Here is a 22,465-nt window from a genome sequence, read left to right on the forward strand (position 1 = left end):
CGACGAGCCGGTCTCCGCGCTCGACGTCTCGATCCAGGCCCAGGTGATCAATCTCCTGATCGACCTGCAGCGCGAGCACGGTTTCTCCTACCTCTTCATCGCGCATGACCTCGCGGTGGTCGCTCATATCAGTCACCGCGTCGCCGTGATGTATCTCGGCCGCATCGTCGAGATTGCCGACAAGGACGAGCTGTTTGCAAATCCGCGCCATCCCTACACGCAGGCCCTGCTCGCCTCGGTGCCGGTCGCCAACCCGCTTGCCAAAAAGCTCGTACCGCTGGTCGACGGCGACGTGCCAAGCCCGGTCAATCCGCCGCCGGGATGCGCGTTTCACACCCGCTGCCGGTTTGCGATGGAGCGATGCAGGACGGAGCGGCCGGCGTTGATGGAGGCGGGCGAGGTGCACCAGGTCGCGTGTTTGCTCAATGACGGGACGGGGCGACCAAATGCGATACCGTAGGGTGGGCAAAGCGAAGCGTGCCCACCATTCAATCGCAATTGCCGCACGATGGTGGGTACGGCGCTGCGCGCCTTTGCCCACCCTACGATAGCTACGATTGCCGCTCTACCCCGCCCCGATCTCGGCCACGATCCGGCCCGTCGTCACCTGCTCGCCCTCGGCGACGTCGATCGCGGCGACCACGCCGTCGATGCCGGCCTTGTGGACGTGCTCCATCTTCATCGCTTCCAGCGTCATCACCGGCTGACCGGCGCTGACGCGGTCGCCCGGCTTGACCAGGACGGCAACGACGCGGCCGTTCATGGCAGCGCGAACCTTGCCGTCTCCGTTGCTTGCGGCGGCCTTCGGCGCGGCGAGCGTGAGGTCGGTCGCCGCGAGCGGGATGCCGCGATGCTGGAGGTAGAGCCGGTCGCCATCGCGCAGGAATTTGGCCCTGTCCATCACGCCGTCATGGCGGAAGCGGATCACGTCGAGATCGAGTTGATCGATCTCGAATTTATCCTGCCGGCCGTCGCTCGCGGCGGTGTAACTACCATCGCGTTCGCGCCAGACTTCTAGCTCATACGCCCGGCCTGCGATCTCGATCTTCACCGGTAGCGGGAACGTTGCCGCGAGGCTCCGTCCGCGGCGCCACGACGGCGCCTGCGGGTTCGTGACGTAGAGCAGCAGGCCGGCCAAAGCGACATCGAATGCGGCGTCCGTGCCCGGCGCCAGCAACTCGTCGCGATGCGCGCCAATGAAGGCCGTGGTCGCCTCGCCTTTGCCGAAGCCGGGATGACGCAGGCATGACAGCAGGAAGGCCTGATTGGTGGTCACGCCGAAAGCGGTGAGCTGTTCGAGGCCGACGATCAGCCGCCCCCTTGCCTCCTCGCGAGTCGCGCCATGGCCGATCACCTTGGCGATCATGGAATCGTAGAACGGCGGAATCTCCGAGCGCGATTGCAGCGCATGCTCGACGCGGATGCCATCCGGCACCTGCCAGCACGCCATGCGCCCGGACTGCGGCATGAAATCATGCGCGGCGTCCTCCGAGCACAGCCGCACCTCGATGGCGTGGCCGGTGAAGCGAATGTCCTGCTGCTTCACAGGCAACGGCTCGCCGCGCGCGACGCGCAGCTGCAATTCGACGAGATCGAGCCCGGTGATCGCCTCGGTGACGGGATGCTCGACCTGGAGGCGCGTATTCATCTCCATGAAGTAGAATTCGCCGCTCGCATCGAGCAGAAATTCGAGCGTGCCGGCGCCCTCGTAGCGCAGTGCCTTCACCGCGGCGACCGCGACGTCGCCCATCTGCGCGCGCAGTTCCGGCGTCACAGCGGGCGACGGTGCCTCCTCGATCAGCTTCTGGTGGCGCCGCTGCACCGAGCAATCGCGTTCGCCGAGATGGATGGCGTTGCCATGGCTGTCGCCGAACACCTGAATTTCGATGTGACGGGGATTCTGGATGGCGCGTTCGAGGATCACGGTCGGATCGCCAAACGCCGCCTTCGCCTCGGACCGCGCGCTACGCAGCGCATCAGGAAACGACAACGCGTCCGTCACGAGCCGCATGCCGCGTCCACCGCCGCCGGCGACCGCCTTGATCATCACGGGAAAGCCGATCTCTCTCGCCTCCGCGAGCATGACCTCATCGCCCTGATCGGCGCCCTGATAGCCGGGCACGACGGGCACGCCGGCCTTTTTCATGATCTCCTTGGCACCGGCCTTGTTGCCCATTGTTTCGATCGCCTGCGGCGACGGGCCGATGAAGACGAGGCCGGCATCCTTGCAGGCCTGCGCAAACTCCTCGTTTTCGGCGAGGAAGCCATAGCCGGGATGAACGGCATCCGCGCCGCTGGCCTTTGCGGCCGCAACGATCGCGGGAATGTTGAGGTAGGATTGCGTCGGCAGCGGCTCGCCGATGCGCACGGCCTGGTCGGCCTGTTGCACATGGAGCGCGTCGCGATCCGCATCCGAATAGACCGCGACGACACCGAGCCCGAGCTTCCGCGCGCTGCGCATCACCCGTAACGCGATCTCGCCGCGATTGGCAATCAAGACCCTGAAGAACGGTCGGTGCTGCGTTGATCCGTTCCTCATGGCCGAGCCACCGAAAACTGCATGCGCTGGGGCGTGCGCGCATCGCCCTCGCGGCAAATCGCGAGCACTTCCGACAGCAGCGCGCGGGTGTCGCGCGGATCGATCACGCCGTCGTCGAGCACGCGCGCGCTGGTCGAGAACACGTCTATCTGGCCGTCGAACACGCCGACGATCTGCGCCTTCATGGCATCGAGCTTTTCCTTTTCGACCGGCTTGCCGCGGCGCGCGGCGGCGGCTTCGGTGACGATTGCCATGGTCTCGGCGGCCTGCTCACCGCCCATCACGGCAGTCTTGGCGTTGGGCCAGGAGAAGCAGAAGCGCGGATGGAAGCCGCGCCCGCACATGCCGTAATTGCCGGCGCCGAACGAGGCGCCGCAATAGATGGTGATCTGCGGCACCGTCGCCGACGTCACTGCCTGGATCATCTTGGAGCCATGCTTGATCATGCCGGCTTCTTCGTAAGCTTTTCCGACCATGTAGCCTGTGGTGTTGTTCAGATAGAGCAGCGGCGTACGGGTTTGACAGCAAGCCTGGATGAAATGCGTCGCCTTGTTGGCGCCCGCGGGATCGAGCGGACCGTTGTTGGTGATGATGCCAATGGCTTGGCCCTCGATGCGGGCATGGCCGCAGACGGTGGCCGGGCCGTAGTTCGGCGCCATCTCGGTGAAGTCGGAATCATCGACGATACGTGCGATCACCTGCTTCATGTCGACGGCGCGCTTGTGGTCCATCGGCATGATGCCGAGCAGCTCGTCCTGGTCGTAGCGCGGCGGCTTATATTCCGCGCTCGCCCTGCCCGGCCGCTCCCATTCCAGCGCCGCCATGATCTCGCGCGCGATGCGCAGGGCGTCGCGGTCATCCTCGGCGAGGTAGTCGCCAAGTCCCGACACCTGCGTGTGCATCTCGGCCCCGCCAAGCTCCTCCTCGGTTGCGATCTCGCCGGTGGCGGCCTTCAGCAGCGGCGGGCCGGCGAGGAAGGCGCGGGTGCGGCCGCGGACCATGACGATGTAGTCGGACAGGCCGGTCTGATAGGCGCCGCCGGCGGTCGAGGAGCCATGCGTCACGGTGACGACGGGCAGCCCCGCCGCCGAGAGCCGCGCGAGGTTGCGGAAGATGTTGCCGCCGCGAACAAAATCCTCGACGCGATAGCGCAACAGATTGGCACCGGCGCTTTCGACCAGCTGGACATAGGGCAGCTTGTTTTCTAACGCGAGCTCCTGCACCCGCAGCGTCTTGTCGAGGCCGTAGGGCTGGAGCGCGCCGGCATCGATGCCGGAATCGTTGGCGCTGACCATGCAACGGATGCCCGAGACGAAGCCGATGCCGGCGATGACGCCGCCGCCGGGCACGCTTTTGTCCGGATCCGATACGTCGAACATGAAGCCGGCGAGCGTGGACAGCTCGATGAAGGGCGCGCCGGGATCGAGCACCAGCGCGACGCGTTCACGCGGCAACAGCTGGCCGCGCTTGTGGAAGCGGTCTTTCGCCGCGGCTGATGCCGCACGCGTGCGCTCTTCCAGCGCGCGCATGCGGTCAATCAGGCCAAGCATGCCGTCGCGATTGGCGCGGTAGGCGGCGCTGCCGGGGGAGATGGCGTTTTCGAGAATGGACATAACTCAATCCTGCTCGTCATTGCGAGGAGCGAAGCGACGAAGCAATCCAGTCTGCATCCACCGAGAGATTCTGGATTGCTTCGCTTGCTCGCGATGACGGTTGAGGCGATAATTTACCTATTCGTCCCAAAAATCTTTCGCGCTTCCGCCGGGCTCGCGATCTCGCGGCCCGCACGGCGGGCGCAGGCGGCGATGGCCTCGATCAGCTGGCCGTTCGACGTCACCTTCTTGCCGTCGGCGAGATAGAAGGCATCTTCGAGACCGGTGCGCAGATGACCGCCGAGCTCCGCACAGCGCTGGTGCAGCGGCCAGATCTCTTCGCGGCCGATCGCGGTGACCTGAAATTGCGCCTCGGGACGCTTCAGCTTGATCAGGATCGGCAGCAGATCGGGATCCGACGGCATGCCGGAGGCGACGCCCATCACAAAGTTATACTCGAGCGGGCCCTTGTACATGCCGACCTGGCGGTACATGCCGACGCAGCGGACGATGCCGACGTCAAAGCATTCGAATTCGGGGATGGTACCGACCGCATTCATGACGTCGAGATAGTCCTTCACCTTCTCGACCGCATTGTCGAACATCATCGGCGGCCAGGCCCAGCTGTTGTCGGCCTTCACCTTCAGATAGTTCAGCGAGCCGGCATTGCAGGCGGCGATCTCCGGCCTGGTCTCACGGATGCAATCCAGCGCACCGCTGTAGTTCGGCCCGGAGACGCCGGAGGTGTGGTTGATGATCACGCCGGGGCAGGCTTCGCGGATCGCCTGCTGGATCTCCTTGCTGACGCTGACCTCCCAGGACGGCAGATGCCCCTTGTCCGGCGCCTGCTGACGCAGATGGATGTGCATGATGGACGCGCCGGCATCGAACGCAGCCTTGGCCTCGCGCGCCATCTGCTCGGGCGTCACAGGCACGTTGTGCTGCTTCGGGTCGGTGAGCACGCCGTTCAGCGCGCACGTGATGACGGCCTTGTCGCTCATGCCTTGAATGTCTCGCACGTTGATAATTCAACGCTTGCGATCATGTGATGGGCGGCATGCGGCTTCTTGCGCGGAGAAGCTGGAATGGGGCCAGATGTCGTAAGGTGGGCAAAGGCGCTCTTGCGCCGTGCCCACCCTGTCTCAGCGTGGATCGAAGAAGGTGGGCACGCTTCGCTTTGCCCACTCTACGAGAGCATCCTACGATGCCTCCGCAAGCCTCACCGTCTCGCTGCTGCGATAAATCGCAAGATCGCGCGAGCCGACGAAGATCGCGCGCGGCTTCAGGCCGTAGAAGCGGCGGATCGAGTGGCTGAAATGGGTGGAATCGGGATAGCCGATGTCCTGCGCGAGATGGGCCAGATTGAGGTCCTGGTTGGCGAAGTGCAGCAGATGCCGCGCGCGCTTCCAGGCGCGGAAGGAGCGGAACGAGATGCCGGTCTCTTCCTTGAACAGATGCAGGAAACGCGAAGCGGAAAGTCCGGCGTCCGCCGCGCAAGTGTCCGCCGTCACGGGCTCACCTGTGAAGCGGCCGATACGGGCGACCGCACGCGTCACGCGGGGGTCGAGCACCCGGCGCGGCAACGCTTCGCCAAAACACATCTCGTCGAATTCGGCGGTGGTGATGTCGCCATAGCGACGCTGGCGCAACAGCGTGTAGGCGGCGAGGATCTTGCGGGCATAGACGGCCTTGTCGGGTCCGGTGAGCCGCTCGGCCAGGACCTCGATCACGCCATCAGGCATGCTCTCCGGCTCCAGCGTGACGCTGATCGCGGTGCGGTAGTCGCTGGCAATGGAATGCCGCTGGTTCGGCAGGGTGACGAACAGCTCGCCAGTGGCGAGGGCATCATCGATCGTCAGATGCAGGCTGCCCTTGACCGCGACATAGACGTGACAGCAGCCGGGGGTCCGCTTGCGGGGGCGGCCGAGCAGGCCGGCATAGAATACCCGCTCCGGCGTGATCAGCATCAAATGGTCGGATTCGCGACCGTTATCTTCCATTGGGATCCTCCTCGCGCGGCTCTTTGGCCGCTGCGGACGGAGGTCACCTTAGCGGAAATCTGGGCGCTGTCACGGCGGGATAGCGCTATCATGAAGCGCAAAAGGTCGGCAGCCCGCGAGGGTGGTGGACGAGACGGAACTCCTGGCAATACCGTCGTCCCGGCTTTCGCCAGGACGACAGTTAAGCCCTTACTCTTGGCGCCACGTTCTGCTCGACGCCGGCCTGTTGCTCCGCAGCAACCGCGCGCTTGAAACCATCGCGCTGCTGCAAGCGCGTCCAATAAGCTGCGACATTTGGCCCAAAATCCTTGGCAAGCCCGATAGTATCGGCGAGGCGGAGCGCGTATCCGATCACGATGTCGGCGGCGGTGAAGCGGCCGGCACACAAGGCCTCGGTATTTGCGGTGGCTGCCTCGACGGCGCGCAGCCGGCCCAAGAACCATTTGGCATAGTCGCCGGCGACCTGCGGATTGCGGCGCTCTTCCGGCTCGAGCTGGGTGTATCGGAGCACCAGCGTCTGCGGGAAGGTTAACGTGGCGTCGCTGAAATACATCCAGTTCAGGAACGCGCCATAGGCGGGATCCTCCGGCCCGACCATCAGTGGCGTCAGTCCATGTCTGACGCCGAGATAGTGGCAGATGCCGGACGATTCCGTCATTCTGGTCTCGCCATCAACCATGAAGGGAATCGTGCCGAGCGGATTGAGCGCGAGGTATTCCTTGGCGAAGACCCGGGGCGGGAACGGCAGCATCTTGAGCTCGTAGGGAAGCCCCATTTCCTCCAGCATCCAGAGCGGACGGAACGAGCGCGCGCCGTCGCAGTGATAGAGCGTGATCATCAGGAATTTCCTTTGCTGCCGGGCAGCGTGCCCATCATCTTGCACAGGACCATCAGCATGACCTCGTCGGCGCCGCCGCCAATCGATGTCAGGCGGCTGTCGCGATAGGCGCGGCTGACCGGCGTCTCGTTGGTAAAGCCCATTCCGCCCCAATATTGCAAGCAGGCGTCGGTAAGCTCACGGCCGAGCCGCCCGGCCTTCAGCTTGGCCATGGTCGCCAGTTTTGTGACATCCTCGCCCGCCACCAGCGCCTCGCCGGCACGGTAGATCAGCGCGCGCAACAGTTCGACCTCGGTCTGCATCTCGGCAAGCTTGAAATGGACGACCTGGTTGTCGAGGATCGACTTCCCGAAGGCCTTGCGGTTGCGGGTGTATTCGATGGTCTCGTTGATGATGTATTCATGCGCCTTCAGGCAGGCGGCCGCGCCCCAGAGCCGTTCCTCCTGGAACTGGATCATCTGATAGGTAAAGCCCTTGCCCTCCTCGCCGATCCGGTTGCGCTTGGGCACGCGGACATTGTCGAAGAAGATTTGTGCGGTATCTGACGAGCGCATGCCCATCTTGTCGAGCTTGCGCGCGACAGTGACGCCCTTGATCTTCATGGGCACGCAGATCAGCGACTTGTTGCGGTGAACGGGTCCGTCGCCGGTGTTGGCGAGCAGGCAGATCCAGTCGGCCTGAGTGCCGTTGGTGATCCACATCTTGCCGCCATCGATGACGTAATCGTCGCCGTCGGAGCGCGCATTGGTCTTGATCGAGGCGACGTCGGAGCCCGCGCCGGGCTCGGAGACGCCGATGCAGGCCACATAGTCGCCAGAGATCGAGCGCGCCAGGAATTCGCGCCGCACCTCGTCGGAGCCGAACCGCGCCAGCGCCGGCGTCGCCATGTCGGTCTGCACCCCGATCGCCATCGGCACCCCGCCGCAATTGATGGCCCCAAGCTCCTCCGCCATCATCAGCGCGTAGGAATAGTCGAGGCCGGATCCGCCGAATTCGACCGGCTTGTTCAATCCGAGAAAGCCGAGGCTGCCCATCTTCCTGAACAGCTCATGCGCCGGGAAGATGTCGGCCTGCTCCCATTCATCGACGTGCGGATTGATCTCGTTGGCAATGAATTTCTGTAAGGAACGACGGATCTCGTCATGGTCGGCGGTAAACAGCATTGCTTCCTCTCGTCGTCACAATCCCATCTGCCGCGACGCCAGATCCTTCATGATCTCCTCGGTGCCGCCGCCGATGGCGTTGACCTTGACCTCGCGGTAGATGCGCTCGGCCTTGATGCCGCGCATGAAGCCGGCGCCGCCAAAAATCTGCACGGCTTCAGAGGCGCAGAATGCCATGGTCTGGGTCGCCTGGTTCTTCATCATGCAGATTTCGGCGACCGGGCTTTCACCCTGCTCCAGCCGCCAGGCCAGCATCTCCAGCATCGCTTGCGACGCGGCGACCTTCTGCGCCATGTCGACGATCTTGTGGCGGATCACCTGGTGCTGCGCGAGCGGCTTGCCGAAGGTCTTGCGCTCCTTGGCGTAGGCAATGGCTTCGTCGAGGCAGACGCGCGCGAACGCGGTGCAGCCCGCCGCCATGCCCACGCGCTCGCTGTTAAAATTCCGCATGATGACCTTGAAGCCCTGGCCTTCCTCGCCGATCAGGTTTTCCGCCGGTACGCGGCACTCGTCGAAATGCAGGGTCGCGGTATCAGAGGCCCACCAGCCCATCTTCTTCAGCTTTGTCCGGGACAGGCCCGGCGTATCCCCCTCGATCAGGAGCAGGCTGACGCCGCCGGCGCCCTCACCCCCGGTGCGCACCGCAACGGTCAGATAGTCGGCGCGCATACCCGAGGTGATGAAGGTCTTCTCGCCGCTCACGACGTAGTGATCTCCGTCGCGCCGCGCCTTGGTCCGGAGGCTCGCAACATCAGACCCGCCGCCCGGCTCGGTGATCGCGAGCGCGGAGATTTTCTCACCCGCGAGCACCTGAGGCAGCACGCGCGCCTTGACGTCGGGGCGCGCGGCCCGCGCGACCGGCGGCGAACCGATCGTATGGCTCATCAAGCTGGCGCTGACGCCGCCGGCGCCGGCCCGCGCCAGCTCCTGGCTGGCGACGATCTTCATGAACTGGTCGGCGGCGATCCCGCCATATTCCTCGGGGAAACCGAGCCCCAAGAGCCCGATCTCGGCCGCCTTGCGATAGAGCGCGCGCGGGAATTCGCCGGCCTCGTCCCACTCGTGGGCGAAGGGCGCAATCTCCTTGTCGACAAAGCGGCGCATCACGTCACGAAAGGCGTCATGTTCGGCGGTATAGAACGGGCTCATCATCGCACTCTCGCCCTGCTGGCGGATTCGTCTCCTGCACCATGGCCGGAACTTTGACGGCTCACTTGCGCGGAGTGGCTGGCCAAGGCTCTCCTCCGAGCAGGCTCGCTCTAGCAACTCAACGCAAGACGATTTTCATCGGTCGCGCGCCAACTCCGGATCAAAAAAAGGCGTGGTGCACAAACTCCGGCTGGCCTCAGGGCCATGCCGGGCATGGTGCATGGCAACAGGGACGCGGGCGGCACCAGACCGCCGAGGGAGGAATTTTTGGCCGTTCGTTACTACGACTGGATCGCCCACCATGGCCGCCGCACGCCGCACAAGGTCGCGGTGATCGACCTCGCGAGCGAGCGCCGCTTCAGCTATGCGCAGCTCGATGCGCGCATCTCTCGTCTCGCCTCATTTCTGCGTCATACGCTGAAGGTCTCGCGCGGCGAGCGGGTCGCGGTGCTGGCGCTGAACACGACCGATACGCTGGAGGTGCAATTCGCCTGCGGCCGGTTAGGTGCGATCTTCGTGCCGCTGAACACCCGGCTCACCGTTCCCGAACTCCAGTTCATCACCGGCGATTGCGCCCCGAAGGTGATGATCCACGACACCGATCTCGCCGAAACGGCGCTTGCCGTGGCGAAGCTCTGTGGGATTGAGACGAGCCTGCTGCTTGGTCCCGGCGGGCCTTATGAGGCCGGCATCGCCGCTGCAAAGCCACTCGAGAAAATCGAGGAGGTCACCCTCGATGATGTCTCGACCATCATGTACACCTCCGGCACGACGGGTCATCCCAAGGGCGCCACCATCACCCATGGCATGACCTTCTGGAATTGCGTCAATCTCGGCGGCCCCGCCTGCATCGGGCCATCCTCGGTGCTGCTCACCGTGCTGCCGCTGTTCCACACCGGCGGTTTGAATTGCTACACCAATCCGGTGCTGCATGCCGGCGGCACCGTGATGATCATGCGCGCCTTCGATCCCGGCACGGCGCTCGGCCTGATCAACGATCCCGCGCAGGGCATCAACGTGTTCTTCGGCGTGCCCGCGATCTACCAGTTTATGGCCCAGCATCCGGCCTTCGCGACCACCGACCTCGGCCGGCTGATCGTCGGCGGTGTCGGCGGTGCACCAATGCCGGTGCCGCTGCTCAAGGTGTGGGAGGCGCGTGGCGTCGCGCTTCAGCAGGGCTACGGCATGACCGAGACCTCGCCGGCCGTGCTGGTGCTCGACCGCGAGGATGCTGCACGGAAAGCCGGCTCCGCCGGCAAGCCGGTGTTGCACACCGAAGTGCGCATCGTGCGTCCTGATGGCAGCGACGCCGATATCGGCGAGCTCGGTGAGCTCTGGGTCAAGGGACCGAACATCACGCCCGGCTACTGGAACAGGCCGGAGGCGAACAAGACGTCGTTCACCGACGGATGGCTGCACACTGGGGACGCGACACGCGTCGACGAGGAAGGCTTTTACTACATCGTCGACCGCTGGAAGGACATGTACATCTCCGGCGGCGAGAACGTCTATCCGGCTGAGGTCGAGAACGTCCTGCACCAACTCGACGCCATCGCGGAAGCCGCCGTGATCGGCATTCCCGATCCGCAATGGGGCGAGGTTGGCCTCGCCATCGTCGCGGCGAAGCCGGGCCAGCGGTTGACCGAGGCCGATGTCTTCTCGCACTGCGCGGCGAATCTCGCGCGCTTCAAATGTCCGCGCCAGGTCCGCTTCGTCAATGCGTTACCACGCAACGCCACCGGCAAGATCCACAAGCCGACCTTGCGCAAGGAATTCTCGATCACTTCCGAAGTCGACAAGAAAGCCGCCAACGCCTGATCAAAGCGCCCCTCGCGCGGGCGCTTTTCTTTTTTTGAAGTGCCAAAGTCAGAAGAAACCCCAAAGAAGCCCCAAGGAATTTTCATGAACAAGAAACTCGCCCTGCTTGCCGCGGCAACAGCGATGACGCTGTTTGCGACCCACTCCGCGTATGCCCAAAAAGCGTACGACACCGGCGTCACCGACACCGAGATCAAGATCGGCAATGTCGAGGCCTATTCCGGGCCGGCTTCCGCCTACGGCGTCATCGGCAAGACCGAGGAAGCCTATTTCAAGATGATCAACGACCAGGGCGGCGTCAACGGCCGCAAGATCAACTGGATCTCCTACGATGACGGCTACTCGCCGCCGAAGACGGTTGAGCAGATCCGCAAGCTGATCGAGAGCGACGAGGTCTTCCTGGTGTTCAACGCGCTGGGCACGCCGACCCAGACCGCCGTGCAGAAGTATCACAATTCCAAGAAGGTGCCGCAGCTGTTCCTCGCCACAGGCGCCAGCAAGTGGAACGACCCGAAGAATTTTCCCTGGACCATGGGCTTCCAGCCCAGCTACCGCGTCGAGGCGCAGATCTTCGCCAAGTATATTTTGAAGGAGAAGCCGGACGGGAAGGTTGCGATCTTCTATGCCAACGATGATTTCGGCAAGGACTACCTCGCCGGCATCAAGGACGTGTTCGGCGACAGGGCATCGAAAATGATCGTGGCGGAAGAGAGCTACGAGACGTCCGAGCCGTCGATCGATGCTCATATCGTCAAGCTCAAGGGGACCGGCGCCGACGTCTTCGTCAACATCGCGACCCCGAAGTTTGCGGCGCAGGCGATCAAGAAGATTGCCGAGCTGGAGTGGAAGCCGATGCATCTCATGACCGATGTCTCGGTCTCAATCGGCGCGGTGATGAAGCCGGCCGGCCTCGAGGCATCCGAAGGCGTGCTGTCGGCCGGTTATCTGAAGGACGCGTCGGATCCGCAGTGGAAGGATGATGAGGGCATGAAGAAGTTCATGGTCTTCGTCGACAAATACATACCCGGTGCAAATATTTCGGACGCCAATCTGGTTTACGCCTATGCCGCAGCCCAAACGATGGTGCAGGTGCTGAAGCAGGCGGGCGACAATCTGACCCGCGAGAATGTGATGAAGCAGGCAGCGAGCCTCAAGGACTTCGTCCCCGACACCCTGATCCCGGGCATCAAGATCAACACCTCGGCCACGGACTTCGCGCCGATCGAGCAGCTCAAGATGTGGCGATTCAAGAAGGGCCAGTGGGAGCTGTTCGGCGACATCATCAGCGCCGAAACCGGCGGCTAGTTCGACTGAAAAACTACCGAATAGCGGCCGAAGGGCCGCTATTCTTTTCAAGCGAGCGACGACGCTATTTCCGCGCTTTCGACCTCGATCATGTCGTGGCCGACGTCGATGCCTGCGACGGACAGACCGAGACGACGCGAATCGCCGACGCCTCTGAACCCGGGGCATGCCCAGGCGAGGGTGACGATGCCTGACGGCGGCAGATCGAGGCTCAGCGTGTAGCCATCATAACCGGTCACGACCGCCTCGGGCGCGACGGGCTTGCCGTCGAGATAGAATCGCGCGTCGATCGTATGCAGCGGCGCGCGAAGCGCCGGGCTTCGAACGCGGACGATGGTGCGGCCGGGCATCCCCTTGATCCGCACGGCAGCCTCCGGTTCGCTCCAGCGGAAAGTGTGACCGGCGGAGAACTCCTCGGCATGAAATCCGGTCTGCGCGATAATCTGCTCCCCAAGAAGCCCGCCGGCAGACCGCGCATCTCGCCCGAGACGATGAATGCAATCGAGTCTCTGATGCCGGATCAGCGCGGCGATGTATCGCCGCATCCATCGCGCGATCGCCTCGCTCGATCCAGCGGCCGTCAGAACGACCAGCACGGCCCGCGCGTGCCATGCCCCCAGCCGCGCGAAGCCGCGCGCGCCGAGATCGCCGAGCAGCGCCGGCACGGACCAACGCCACAACGCCAGCAATTTCTCGCCAGGCCGTCTCCAGCCGCCGCCAGCGAGGCTGTAGCGCAGGAGCGCGTTCAATGCATTGCGGGCGAGCGACGTGCCGGCCTCGCTCCGCGAACTCCACTCGATCGGAATGTCGAGCAGCTCGCTGCCGGGATCGTTGCGGGCCTCGCTCAGATAGCGAATCTCGCCTTGCACGAAGTCGAGCGTGAATTGCTTCAGCTCGTCGAGCTCGCCGACATAGTAGTGATGGAAGCGCGCCTCCTCGAGATAGCCGAGGGAATAGCCTCTCGCGTGATAGGCGGCGGCAAGCACCCATTCGGCGAAATGACCGAACTCCTCGCGCAAGCCGCCGCATTCCCGGTAGACGTCGCGCCGCGTCACGAAACACTGATCCAGGATCCTGCGCCAGGGATGCTGCTTCATACCGAACTCGATGTCGGCCTGGTACATGGCTGCCTCTGCCACGGATAGCCGGTTATGGCAGATCGGGATCGAACGGCAGGAAAAGCCGGCCCAGTCGGGATGAGCATCGATCGCGCGAATGCAGAGTTCGATCACGTCGGGTTCCGGCCGGCAGTGCGATTCCGTGAAGAACAGATAGCTGCCGCGCGCCTTCGTCGCGCCGAATGCGCAGAGCCCGATGTCGTGTTCGGAATCGGCGAATTCGAGGCGAGCCCTGTTGCCGGCCAACGCCTTCAACTGTTCGCGTGCCGTGAAATCCGGCGGCACGACCAAGATGATCTCGTAGAGCGATTTGTCGGCAGTCTGCGACGTCCAGCCGAGCCAGGACAGCTCCCACTGCCCGCGGTGAGATTCGAGCGGGATAATGATTGAGAACAGCGGAGATTCGCCGTCGTAGAGTGCGGGCGCGTCCTGCATATCCCCTTATAGACGCATGCTGCGTCATTCCGGATAATTTCTTGCGGACTATACCGACAGAAACAGCGCGAACGATTCTTCCACCGTTCGGCGCAGATGCTTTTGGTACAGTTCGTGGTTGGCATCGCCGGGCGCGACCCGCCCCAGTGAGGGCTTCGCGAAGTTTCGGAGCGGCACATAGGCGATCGGCGCTGCGATCGGCGTCAGCTGCGAGCCGGGGCCGGCGCGGAGTGTCGAGATGATCCCGTACATTTCGCCGGCGACCGTCGGCCGCGACACCGTGATCACGCGATGCTGGCCGTGCTTGATGATGACGAGATAGATGAAGCCGGACTGATGCGGCACGGCGACCTCGCCGGTGTGTTCATAGGCGGCATCGGTCCGTTCCCCCTCGCGGAACACCAGTGCAGAGACTTTCGGCTCCCAGACGATCTCGGTGCGGTAGGCGAAGATCGCGTCCTTGTCGCCGAACGACGGTCGCAACGTGATGTAGACGTCCTCGAGCCAGGTCACCGCGCGATGTGCATAGGAGCCGAGGCTGTCGGGCGCGACATCGCTTGCGGCCGGAGGCGTCACCACGGCGGCGCTTCTGCGCAGGGAGACGCCCAGCGCCTGCTCCAGCCGCACCGTGGTCGCCAGCGTGAACGGCCGTCGGCCGCCGAGCACCTTCTCGAGAGTCGACAGGCTGAGCTTGGCCTGCTCGGCCAGCGCCTGCCGGGAGATCCGGCGCCTGGCGAGCTCCTCGCGAATGGTCTCTGCGATCTCGCGACTTTGCTCGTCCGAAAGCTGCTTGTCAGTGAATTTGTCCTGCGTCTGCATCGTGGCCCTGCTCCAGGACGACATCCTAGCAGGGCGGACAAACCAGCACAAAACCGCACTTCGCCCCCCGGCGGCAGCCCGCGCGGGCCGGCCGCGACGGATCATTGCCGATCATTCTGCTCGCGCAATCGGGCCGTCCCGGCGGATGCTCATAGCCAGCAAACATCCTCGGGAGCAGGCAAAATGGATACCTACGACACGATGGACAGCAACGAACACCCTTGGCTGGGCAGACTGATCGTGGTCGGACTGTTCCTTCTGGCGCAAGGCATCGCGGTGATGCTGGTCGCCTTCGTGGCCCTGCTGGTGAGCTTGGAGCCGGGCTGGTCGGCTACGACGGAGCAGGCCAGCCTGCTCCAGCCCGGCGATGCCAAATCCGGGTCTCTTCTCCTCAAGGAGGACGGCGCCTACACGGAAGCAATCCGCCTCGGCATCGACGTCGACATCACGGTATCAGGCCCGACGCTGCGCGCCCGCGTCACCCAGATCTTCCGCAATCCGACCAAGGATTGGGTCGAGGCGACCTATGTCTATCCGCTCCCCGCCGGCGGTGCCGTCGATTCGCTGAAGATGGTGGTCGGCAACCGCGTCATCGTGGGCGACATCAAGGAGCGGCAGCAGGCGCGCGTGATCTACGAAGAGGCGCGCCGGGCCGGCCAGAAGGCCGCGCTCACCGAACAGGAACGGCCGAACATCTTCACCAACTCGGTCGCCAATATCGGTCCCGGAGAAACCGTGCTGGTGCAGATCGAATATCAGGAACCGGTGCACCAATCCGGCAACGAATATTCGCTGCGCCTGCCGCTGGTAGTGGGGCCGCGCTACAATCCGGCGCCGATCGTCCAGAGCGTCGATTTCCGCAACGACGGTTCCGGCTGGGGCGCGACGAATTCGGACCCGGTGCCGGACCGCGACCGCATCTCGTCGCCCGTGCTGGATCCCGCCCGGAATGCGCCGGTCAATCCGACCAGCATCACGGTGCGCCTGAACGCCGGCTTTGCGCTCGGCGAGGTCAAGAGCGTCCACCATAATTTCAAGGTCGAGAGCCCGGACAATACGACGCGAATTGTCACGCTTGCCGACGGTGCCGTGCCTGCCGACCGCGATTTTGAACTGACCTGGAAGCCGGCTGCCGTGAAGGCGCCGTCGGTCGGCTTGTTCCGCGAGCGCGTCGGCGACGCCGATTATCTGCTCGCCTTCGTCACCCCGCCCGCCGCCGAGCAGGCGATGCAGAAGCCACGGCCGCGCGAGGTGGTATTCGTGATCGACAATTCCGGCTCGATGGGCGGCACGTCGATCGTTCAGGCCAAGGCGAGCCTCGCCTACGCGCTCTCCCGTCTCCAGCCCACCGACCGTTTCAACGTCATCCGTTTCGACGACACCATGGACGTGCTGTTTCCGGTCTCCGTCGCGGCGGATGCCGAGCGTGTCGGTGAAGCCACCGCGTTCGTCAGCGCGCTGCAGGCGCGTGGCGGCACCGAGATGGTGCCGGCGATGCGGGCCGCTCTGACCGACAAGCCCGGCGACGCCAGCATGGTTCGCCAGGTCGTATTCCTGACCGATGGTGCGATCGGCAACGAGCAGCAATTGTTCGAAACGATCACGGCGATGCGCGGCCGCTCGCGCGTGTTCATGGTCGGCATCGGCTCGGCGCCCAATACCTATCTGATGACGCGCGCCGCCGAGCTCGGCCGCGGCGCCTTCACCCATATCGGCTCCGTCGAGCAGGTCGAGGAGCGCATGCGCGGCCTGTTTGCCAAGCTCGAGAACCCGGCCGTGACCGGGCTGAGCGCAAAGTTCTCCGAAGCCAAGGCCGACGTCACACCGACGATCATTCCCGACGTCTATCGCGACGAGCCGCTGGTGCTGGCGGCAAAGCTCGACACGCTGGCGGGCTCGGTCGAGATCAAGGGCCGCGTCGGCGACCGCCCATGGTCGGTGACGCTGCCGCTGCAAAATGCGGCCGAAGGCAAAGGCCTGTCGAAGCTTTGGGCCAAGCGCAAGATCGATGATGCCGAAGTGGCGCGCACCCTGCGCGAGATGACGCCCGAAGACTCCGACAAGGCGATCCTGGCACTGGCACTCGACCATCAGATCGTCACCCGGCTCACCAGCCTCGTCGCGGTCGACAAGACGCCGAGCCGTCCCGAAGGCGAGCCGCTCAAGCCCAGCGAGTTGCCGATCAACCTGCCGGCCGGTTGGGATTTCGCGAAGGTCTTTGGCGAACGACAGCAAGTCCCGGCGCAGCTCCGCGAGCGTCACGCCGATGCACGCAACCAGCCGGCCACGAGGCGGCCGACGCCCGCTGCACCGGATACGATCCGCCTGCCCAAGACCGCGACCTCAGCAGAGCTGAAAATGACCGCAGGCCTGATCCTGATCGTGCTCGCCCTGTTCCTGTTCGTGTTCAACCGGCGTCAGACCTTGCTCACTGACGCCGCTTGAGAGAGGAGTCCCCCGAACTCCTCTGTTAGCGCGCGCGGCTGCCCGTCCCACACCAACGGCCGCGCGCGCCTTTTTGTTGTCATTGCGAGCGCAGCGAAGCAATACCGTCATTGCGAGCGCAGCGAAGCAATCCAGCTATTTCCGCGGCACGGATTCTGGATTGCTTCGCTGCGCTCGCCGCATGACGAGTGTGGAAACAATGCCCCGCTTCATCTCTCCCCTGCCTCCCGCCCTGATCGGCATCATCCTGTTCGGCGACGGCGCCTACATCCATGCCAAAGCGTGGCTCGCGCAGGTGCTGCTGGAGCGCGCGTTCGACCGGAGCGTTGCGACCGGCCAGGTGGTCAGGCCATGGTCATGGGCCGATACCTGGCCGGTCGCGCGAATCGAGGTGAAGCGGATCGGCGCCAACGCGATCGTGCTGGACGGCGCGAGCGGCCAGGCGCTCGCTTTCGGGCCCGGCCATATCCGCCAAACGGCTGACGCGGGCGAACGGGGTGTTGCCGTATATGCAGCGCACCGCGACACTCATTTCCGCTTCCTGCGGAATGTCGCCATTGGTGACCTGATCGATGTCACACGCAGTGATGGCAAGCACTTTCGTTTTCGCGCGGATTCCTCCGCTGTGGTTCGCTTCGATGCCTCCGGGATCGATCCCGCGGCACGGACTGCCGAACTCGTGCTCGCGACCTGCTGGCCGTTCGACGCGCTCGCGTCCGGCCCCGAGCGCTACATCCTGCATGCCACCCTGGTCGGAGCCGATGAATAGCGGTTCGCAATCAATCCGGGAGCACTCGCTGGGTGGAACCGCTGAACTGGCGTCGTTGGCCAGAGACCTATATGAATGGCCGATTGTAAGAATGGCCGATTAATTACTTGCGCTGCAATTGCGAGAGAACGGGAATGAACGAGGAGTTCAGGCAGCGTCTCGAACAGCTCGAAAACCGCGTCGCGCTCTTGGAGCGGAACCAGGATCTTATTGCCGCCGGGCAAAGACGCTCCTCGCTTCGGAGCCTCTGGCGCCGACCGCCGATGTGGACCTTCGAGCAATATCCGCCGCGCCTGCTCAACCTGACGGCTTTCCCGCCAGCACCTGCGATCCATTCGGGTGCGCCCCGAATCGCGATGGTCACGCCGAGCTACAACCATGTGCAATATCTCGGCGCCACGATCGGAAGCATCGTCAGCCAGAACTATCCGGACCTGTATTATCACGTGCAGGACGGCGCCTCGATCGACGGCACGCTTGATCTCCTGAAGGGGCGAGGCGATAGCCTGAGCTGGAGCAGCGTACCGGACAGGGGGCAATCCAGCGCCATCAATCTCGGCTTCGCCGGCGTCGAGAGCGAGATCATGGCCTATCTTAACAGCGACGACGTGCTGCTGCCCGGGACACTTGCCTATGTCGCAAATTACTTCATCGCACATCCGCATGTCGACGTCGTCTACGGCCATCGCATCTTCATCGATCGCGAGGGACTCGAGGTCGGCCGCGCCGTGCTGCCGCCCCATGACGGCAAGGCGTTGCGATATGCCGACTACATTCCCCAAGAGACGATGTTCTGGCGCAAGCGCGTGTGGGACAGCATCGGACCGATCGACGAGAGCCTGCACTACGCGATGGACTGGGACTTCATCCTGCGAGCGCAAGCCGCGGGATTCAAATTCGCACGCTTGCCGCGATTTCTCGCCTGCTTCCGAATCCATGACGCACAAAAGACGGCATCCACCTATGCGGTCGGCGTCAGGGAGATGGGCGTCCTGCGGCGACGCATTCTCGGCTTCGAACCGACACAGATGCAGATCCGGCGCGCCATCGCTCCTTATCTGGCGAAGCAGCTGGCCTATCACTACGCCTACAAGCTCGGCATGCTGAGATATTGAACCACGCGCGGGCAGTGATCCGAGGATGTCGATCACCAGGGCCTGACGCGCGCTCATTCCACCGCACGGCATGCCCGCCCACGTGGTTGCCAGTCCGAAGAACTCGCCATAGAACAGAGCGACGCACCGCCAACAAGAACAACAGGTGAGGTCACACCATGGAAGCTCGCGTATCTGCCGCCTCCGCTTCAGCGCGCCCATGGTCTCCGCCGCCCGATGCCAGCGACATCGTCAAGGGCATCCACGCCATGCTGCATCCGCGCAACATCGTGTTGGTAGGCGCGACCGACAAGCCCGGCAACTATGCCGAGCGCATCTGGAACAATCTGGTCAAATACGGCTACGAAGGCGGGCTCTATCCGGTCAATGCCAAACGCGACACCGTCTGGGGTGTCCCCTGCTACAAGGACTTTGCAAGCCTCCCGGAAAAGCCCGACCACGTGCTGGTGCTGGTCCCGGCGCGCTTTGCCGTGCAGGTGATCCGCGATGCCGCCGCGGCCGGCGCGCGCTCGGCCACCATCGTCACCTCGGGCTTCAGCGAGTTGCAGGACGAGGAAAGCCAGAAGCTCGCCGCCGAACTGCAAGCGGCCGTGCGCGAGACGGGATTGGCGGTCACCGGCCCGAACTGCCTCGGCAATTTGAGCGCCGGCGAAAAGCTCTTCACCAATATCGACGACCGTATCGTCACCATGGAACAGGGCGCGGTGGCGATTGCCGGACAATCCGGTGCCATCGTCATGGCGATCCGCCAGGCCCTGGAAGATCGCGGCGTCGGGGTCGGCTACATGGTGACGACCGGCAACGAGGCCGGGCTCGAGACGCCGGACCTGATGCGCTATTTCGCCGAGGATCCGAGCATCAAGGTGATCGTGGTGTACCTCGAAGGCGTGCGCAACACCAAGGCATTCCGGGACGCCTGTAAGGCGGCCCGCGCCGCGAGCAAACCGGTGATCGCGCTCAAGCTCGGGGCGTCCGAGGGTGGCCGCGCGGCGGCGATGGCACACACCGGCGCGCTCGCGGGCTCGATCGAGACATTCGATGCCATTGCAACGCGCGAAGGCGTCATCAGGGTCGGCGGGCTCGACGAACTGATCGAGACCACCGAATGCTTCGTCCACGCCGCTGTGCCCAGGGGCGACCGGCTCGCTGCAGTGACGCTATCCGGCGGCAAGCGCGGCATGCTGATCGACGCCTTCGATGCAGAAGGCCTGAATTTTGCACCGCTCAGCTCGCACGTCGGTTCGGAGCTGGCAAAGATGCTCGGGCCGGGCTCGATCGTCGGCAACCCGCTCGACGCTGGCTTTGCCGCGGTGGTCGATCCCTCCGTCTACATGAAAACGATCGGACTCATGATCGACGACCCCGATATCGACATCGTCATCATCGATGCCGAGCTGCCGAAAGCGCCGCACGAGCTGCGCGAGCGCAATCTGCGCATCGTCGACGAGATGGCGAGCCGGGCCGGCAAGCCGGTGATCTATATCAGCGCGATGTCGATCGGCTTTACCGAGTTCACCAAGAGCTTGCGCAAATCGCTGCCGCATCTTGCGGTCATGCAGGGCATGGATCGCGCGGTGACTGCGATCAAGTCGCTGCTCGACTACGCCAAGCTGCGCAAGGAAGTCTCCGACATCGTCTCCAGCTCGAAGCCCGCCGCGCGTGCCGTGCTGGAGAAGGCGCTGAAATCGGCAACCGGCGCCGCGCTCGACGAGGTCGCCTCGAAGAAGCTCTTGAAGGCCTATAGCATCCCGATCTCGAAGGAGGCAATCGCACAGACGGCAGCCGAGGCCGTGAAGATTGCCAAGCAGATCGGCTTCCCAGTCGTGGCCAAAGTCGTCAGCGCCGAGATCCTGCACAAATCAGATATCGGCGGCGTGGTGCTGAATCTCACCAGCGCGGCCGAGGTGAAGAAGGCGTTCGCCGACATCACCGCGCGGGTGAACAAGTTGAAGGGCAAGCCGAATCTCGACGGCATCCTGATCGCGCAACAGGTCAAGGCCGATCTGGAACTCGTGGTCGGCGCCTCCCTCGATGCCGAGATGGGCCCGGTCGTGCTGTTCGGCACCGGCGGCATCGACATCGAGCTGATGAAGGACGTCGCGCTCGCCGGTGCGCCGCTGGACGAGGACGAGGCCCGGCTCCTGATCGGCCGCACCAAGGCCGGTATCAAGATGCGCGGCTATCGGGGCAAGCCGGCCTTGCACGAGGCCTCCGCGGTGAAGGCCCTAGTCGGCCTCTCCAACCTGATCGCGGATGCTGGTGACCGGATCGCCTCGATCGACGTCAATCCCTTCCTGATCAATGCCAAAACAGGCCTCGCCGTCGATGCCCTGATCGTGCTGAACAATGCTGCGGCCAAGCGCGCCGCTGGGCATTGATGTCGCTGAGGGCGGATCGTCGTTGCGCTTCCGCCTTCGCTCTTCGAGCAACACCGGATAAGTCGTTAACCCGCCAAGCCTAACATTGCCGCCGACAGCCTCTTCCGGGCTGCTTCCAACTTCCCCGTTTTGGCCGTAAAATCACCCCGGCATGGCACGCGCGAGCAATCTGGTGATCGGAACGGCGACGCTGGCGGTGATCGCCGTGGCGTTCGGCGGCGTGCTCGGCGTGCAGAAATGGCGCACCCTCCAAAGCCGCAGCCAGTTGCGCGTGGTATTCGAGGGCGGCTCCGCCAGCGGATTGCGCCGCGGCGGGCCGGTCAATTTCGACGGTGTTCCCGCAGGCCAGATCGTGTCGATCAAGCTGGACAATCCGCGCAAGGTCGTGGCGCTGGTGATGCTCGACAATACCGCGCCGATCCGCAAGGACACGGTCGCGGGCATCGAGTTCCAGGGTCTCACCGGCGTCGCCGCGGTCTCGCTGATCGGCGGCGCGCCCTCGGCGCCGCCAGTGCCGCTGGACTCGGACGGCGTCCCCGTGCTGACCGCCGATCTCAGCGACGCCGAATCCATCGTCGACACCCTTCATAGTGTCGACCTCACCATCGTCAGCAACGCCCCGGCGATCAAGGAGGGCCTGCGCACGTTCGAGAACTACACCGCCGATCTCCGGAGCAAGGGCGGCGAAATCGATTCCGTCATGGCCAAGGTCGACAGCGCCTTCGCGGGCTTCGACAAGGCGGTCACAAAGATCGAAGGCGTAGTGCCCGGCTTTGCCGACGGCAAGGCGGATGAACTGTTCGAAAAGATCCAGGGATTGCACGAGCTCGCCGATACCATGAGGAAGAAATCGGCGAACTTCCTCGAAGACATCCGTCGCTCGCTGCTCGACGTCAGCGAGGCCGCCAACAAGATGAGCGGGACACCCACACCGGCCGCCGCTCCCCGCCCGCCGCGCAAGCCGGCGCAGCAGAAACGGTAG

Annotated in this window: 17 protein-coding genes; 8 read left to right on the forward strand and 9 right to left on the reverse strand. The window is 64.1% G+C overall.

Annotation, left to right across the window (positions count from 1 at the left end):
* On the forward strand, nt 1–460 hold a 460-nt coding region (locus IVB47_RS20845; protein WP_247463826.1), incomplete at its 5' end, for an ABC transporter ATP-binding protein.
* Between the two features lie 105 nt (nt 461–565).
* On the opposite strand, the gene IVB47_RS20850 is transcribed toward IVB47_RS20845, so the two are convergent.
* The 7 genes from IVB47_RS20850 to IVB47_RS20880 form a co-directional block, all read right to left on the reverse strand.
* Nucleotides 566–2,539, reverse strand: a complete 1,974-nt coding sequence (locus IVB47_RS20850) for an acetyl-CoA carboxylase biotin carboxylase subunit (protein ID WP_247463828.1) — start codon at nt 2,537–2,539, stop codon at nt 566–568.
* Nucleotides 2,536–4,152 (reverse strand): carboxyl transferase domain-containing protein, encoded by a 1,617-nt coding sequence (locus IVB47_RS20855; protein WP_247463830.1) that lies wholly within the window; start codon nt 4,150–4,152, stop codon nt 2,536–2,538. Before IVB47_RS20855 ends, IVB47_RS20850 begins: the two co-directional genes overlap by 4 nt.
* A gap of 113 nt (nt 4,153–4,265) precedes the next feature.
* On the reverse strand, nt 4,266–5,132 hold the full coding sequence (locus IVB47_RS20860) for a 3-keto-5-aminohexanoate cleavage protein (protein ID WP_027514515.1): 867 nt from the start codon (nt 5,130–5,132) through the stop codon (nt 4,266–4,268).
* A gap of 198 nt (nt 5,133–5,330) precedes the next feature.
* Complete coding sequence (locus IVB47_RS20865; RefSeq protein ID WP_247463832.1) at nt 5,331–6,131, reverse strand: AraC family transcriptional regulator; 801 nt, start codon at nt 6,129–6,131, stop codon at nt 5,331–5,333.
* A gap of 181 nt (nt 6,132–6,312) precedes the next feature.
* The gene (locus IVB47_RS20870) at nt 6,313–6,969 is read right to left on the reverse strand and encodes a glutathione S-transferase family protein (RefSeq protein WP_247463835.1); all 657 of its coding nucleotides are present in this window, start codon (nt 6,967–6,969) and stop codon (nt 6,313–6,315) included.
* Nucleotides 6,969–8,132, reverse strand: coding sequence for an acyl-CoA dehydrogenase family protein (locus IVB47_RS20875; RefSeq protein ID WP_247463837.1), 1,164 nt, complete (start codon nt 8,130–8,132; stop codon nt 6,969–6,971). Before IVB47_RS20875 ends, IVB47_RS20870 begins: the two co-directional genes overlap by 1 nt.
* Before the next feature lie 15 nt (nt 8,133–8,147).
* Nucleotides 8,148–9,284, reverse strand: a complete 1,137-nt coding sequence (locus tag IVB47_RS20880) for an acyl-CoA dehydrogenase family protein (RefSeq protein WP_247463839.1) — start codon at nt 9,282–9,284, stop codon at nt 8,148–8,150.
* A gap of 264 nt (nt 9,285–9,548) precedes the next feature.
* On the opposite strand from IVB47_RS20880, the gene IVB47_RS20885 reads away from it, so the two are divergent.
* A complete protein-coding gene (locus tag IVB47_RS20885; RefSeq protein WP_247463841.1) occupies nt 9,549–11,099 on the forward strand; it encodes a long-chain fatty acid--CoA ligase in 1,551 nt (516 codons plus the stop codon).
* Nucleotides 11,100–11,183: 84 nt separating this feature from the next.
* Nucleotides 11,184–12,404 (forward strand): ABC transporter substrate-binding protein, encoded by a 1,221-nt coding sequence (locus IVB47_RS20890; protein WP_247463843.1) that lies wholly within the window; start codon nt 11,184–11,186, stop codon nt 12,402–12,404.
* Nucleotides 12,405–12,451: 47 nt separating this feature from the next.
* Here IVB47_RS20890 and IVB47_RS20895 read toward each other — a convergent pair whose 3' ends face one another.
* Entirely contained in the window at nt 12,452–13,957 is a 1,506-nt protein-coding gene (locus IVB47_RS20895; RefSeq protein WP_247463845.1) for a hypothetical protein, read from the reverse strand.
* 48 nt (nt 13,958–14,005) lie between these two features.
* Entirely contained in the window at nt 14,006–14,776 is a 771-nt protein-coding gene (locus IVB47_RS20900) for a helix-turn-helix transcriptional regulator (protein WP_247426651.1), read from the reverse strand.
* A 183-nt stretch (nt 14,777–14,959) separates the two neighbouring features.
* Between IVB47_RS20900 and IVB47_RS20905 the strand changes: the two genes are divergently transcribed.
* From IVB47_RS20905 to IVB47_RS20925, 5 genes are all read left to right on the forward strand, one after another.
* On the forward strand, nt 14,960–17,221 hold the full coding sequence (locus IVB47_RS20905; protein WP_247463848.1) for a marine proteobacterial sortase target protein: 2,262 nt from the start codon (nt 14,960–14,962) through the stop codon (nt 17,219–17,221).
* Nucleotides 17,222–17,420: 199 nt separating this feature from the next.
* The gene (locus tag IVB47_RS20910) at nt 17,421–17,990 is read left to right on the forward strand and encodes a class GN sortase (protein WP_247463850.1); all 570 of its coding nucleotides are present in this window, start codon (nt 17,421–17,423) and stop codon (nt 17,988–17,990) included.
* Between the two features lie 134 nt (nt 17,991–18,124).
* Nucleotides 18,125–19,105: a glycosyltransferase family 2 protein gene (locus tag IVB47_RS20915; RefSeq protein WP_247463853.1), complete on the forward strand. Its 981-nt coding sequence runs from the start codon at nt 18,125–18,127 to the stop codon at nt 19,103–19,105.
* A gap of 158 nt (nt 19,106–19,263) precedes the next feature.
* Nucleotides 19,264–21,483 carry an acetate--CoA ligase family protein gene (locus IVB47_RS20920; protein ID WP_247463858.1) on the forward strand — a complete coding sequence of 740 codons (2,220 nt, stop codon included), beginning with the start codon at nt 19,264–19,266 and terminating at the stop codon, nt 21,481–21,483.
* Nucleotides 21,484–21,634: 151 nt separating this feature from the next.
* Complete coding sequence (locus IVB47_RS20925; RefSeq protein WP_247357538.1) at nt 21,635–22,465, forward strand: MlaD family protein; 831 nt, start codon at nt 21,635–21,637, stop codon at nt 22,463–22,465.

It is taken from the genome of Bradyrhizobium sp. 62 (assembly GCF_023073035.1).
In the GTDB taxonomy this organism is placed as follows: Bacteria; Pseudomonadota; Alphaproteobacteria; order Rhizobiales; family Xanthobacteraceae; genus Bradyrhizobium.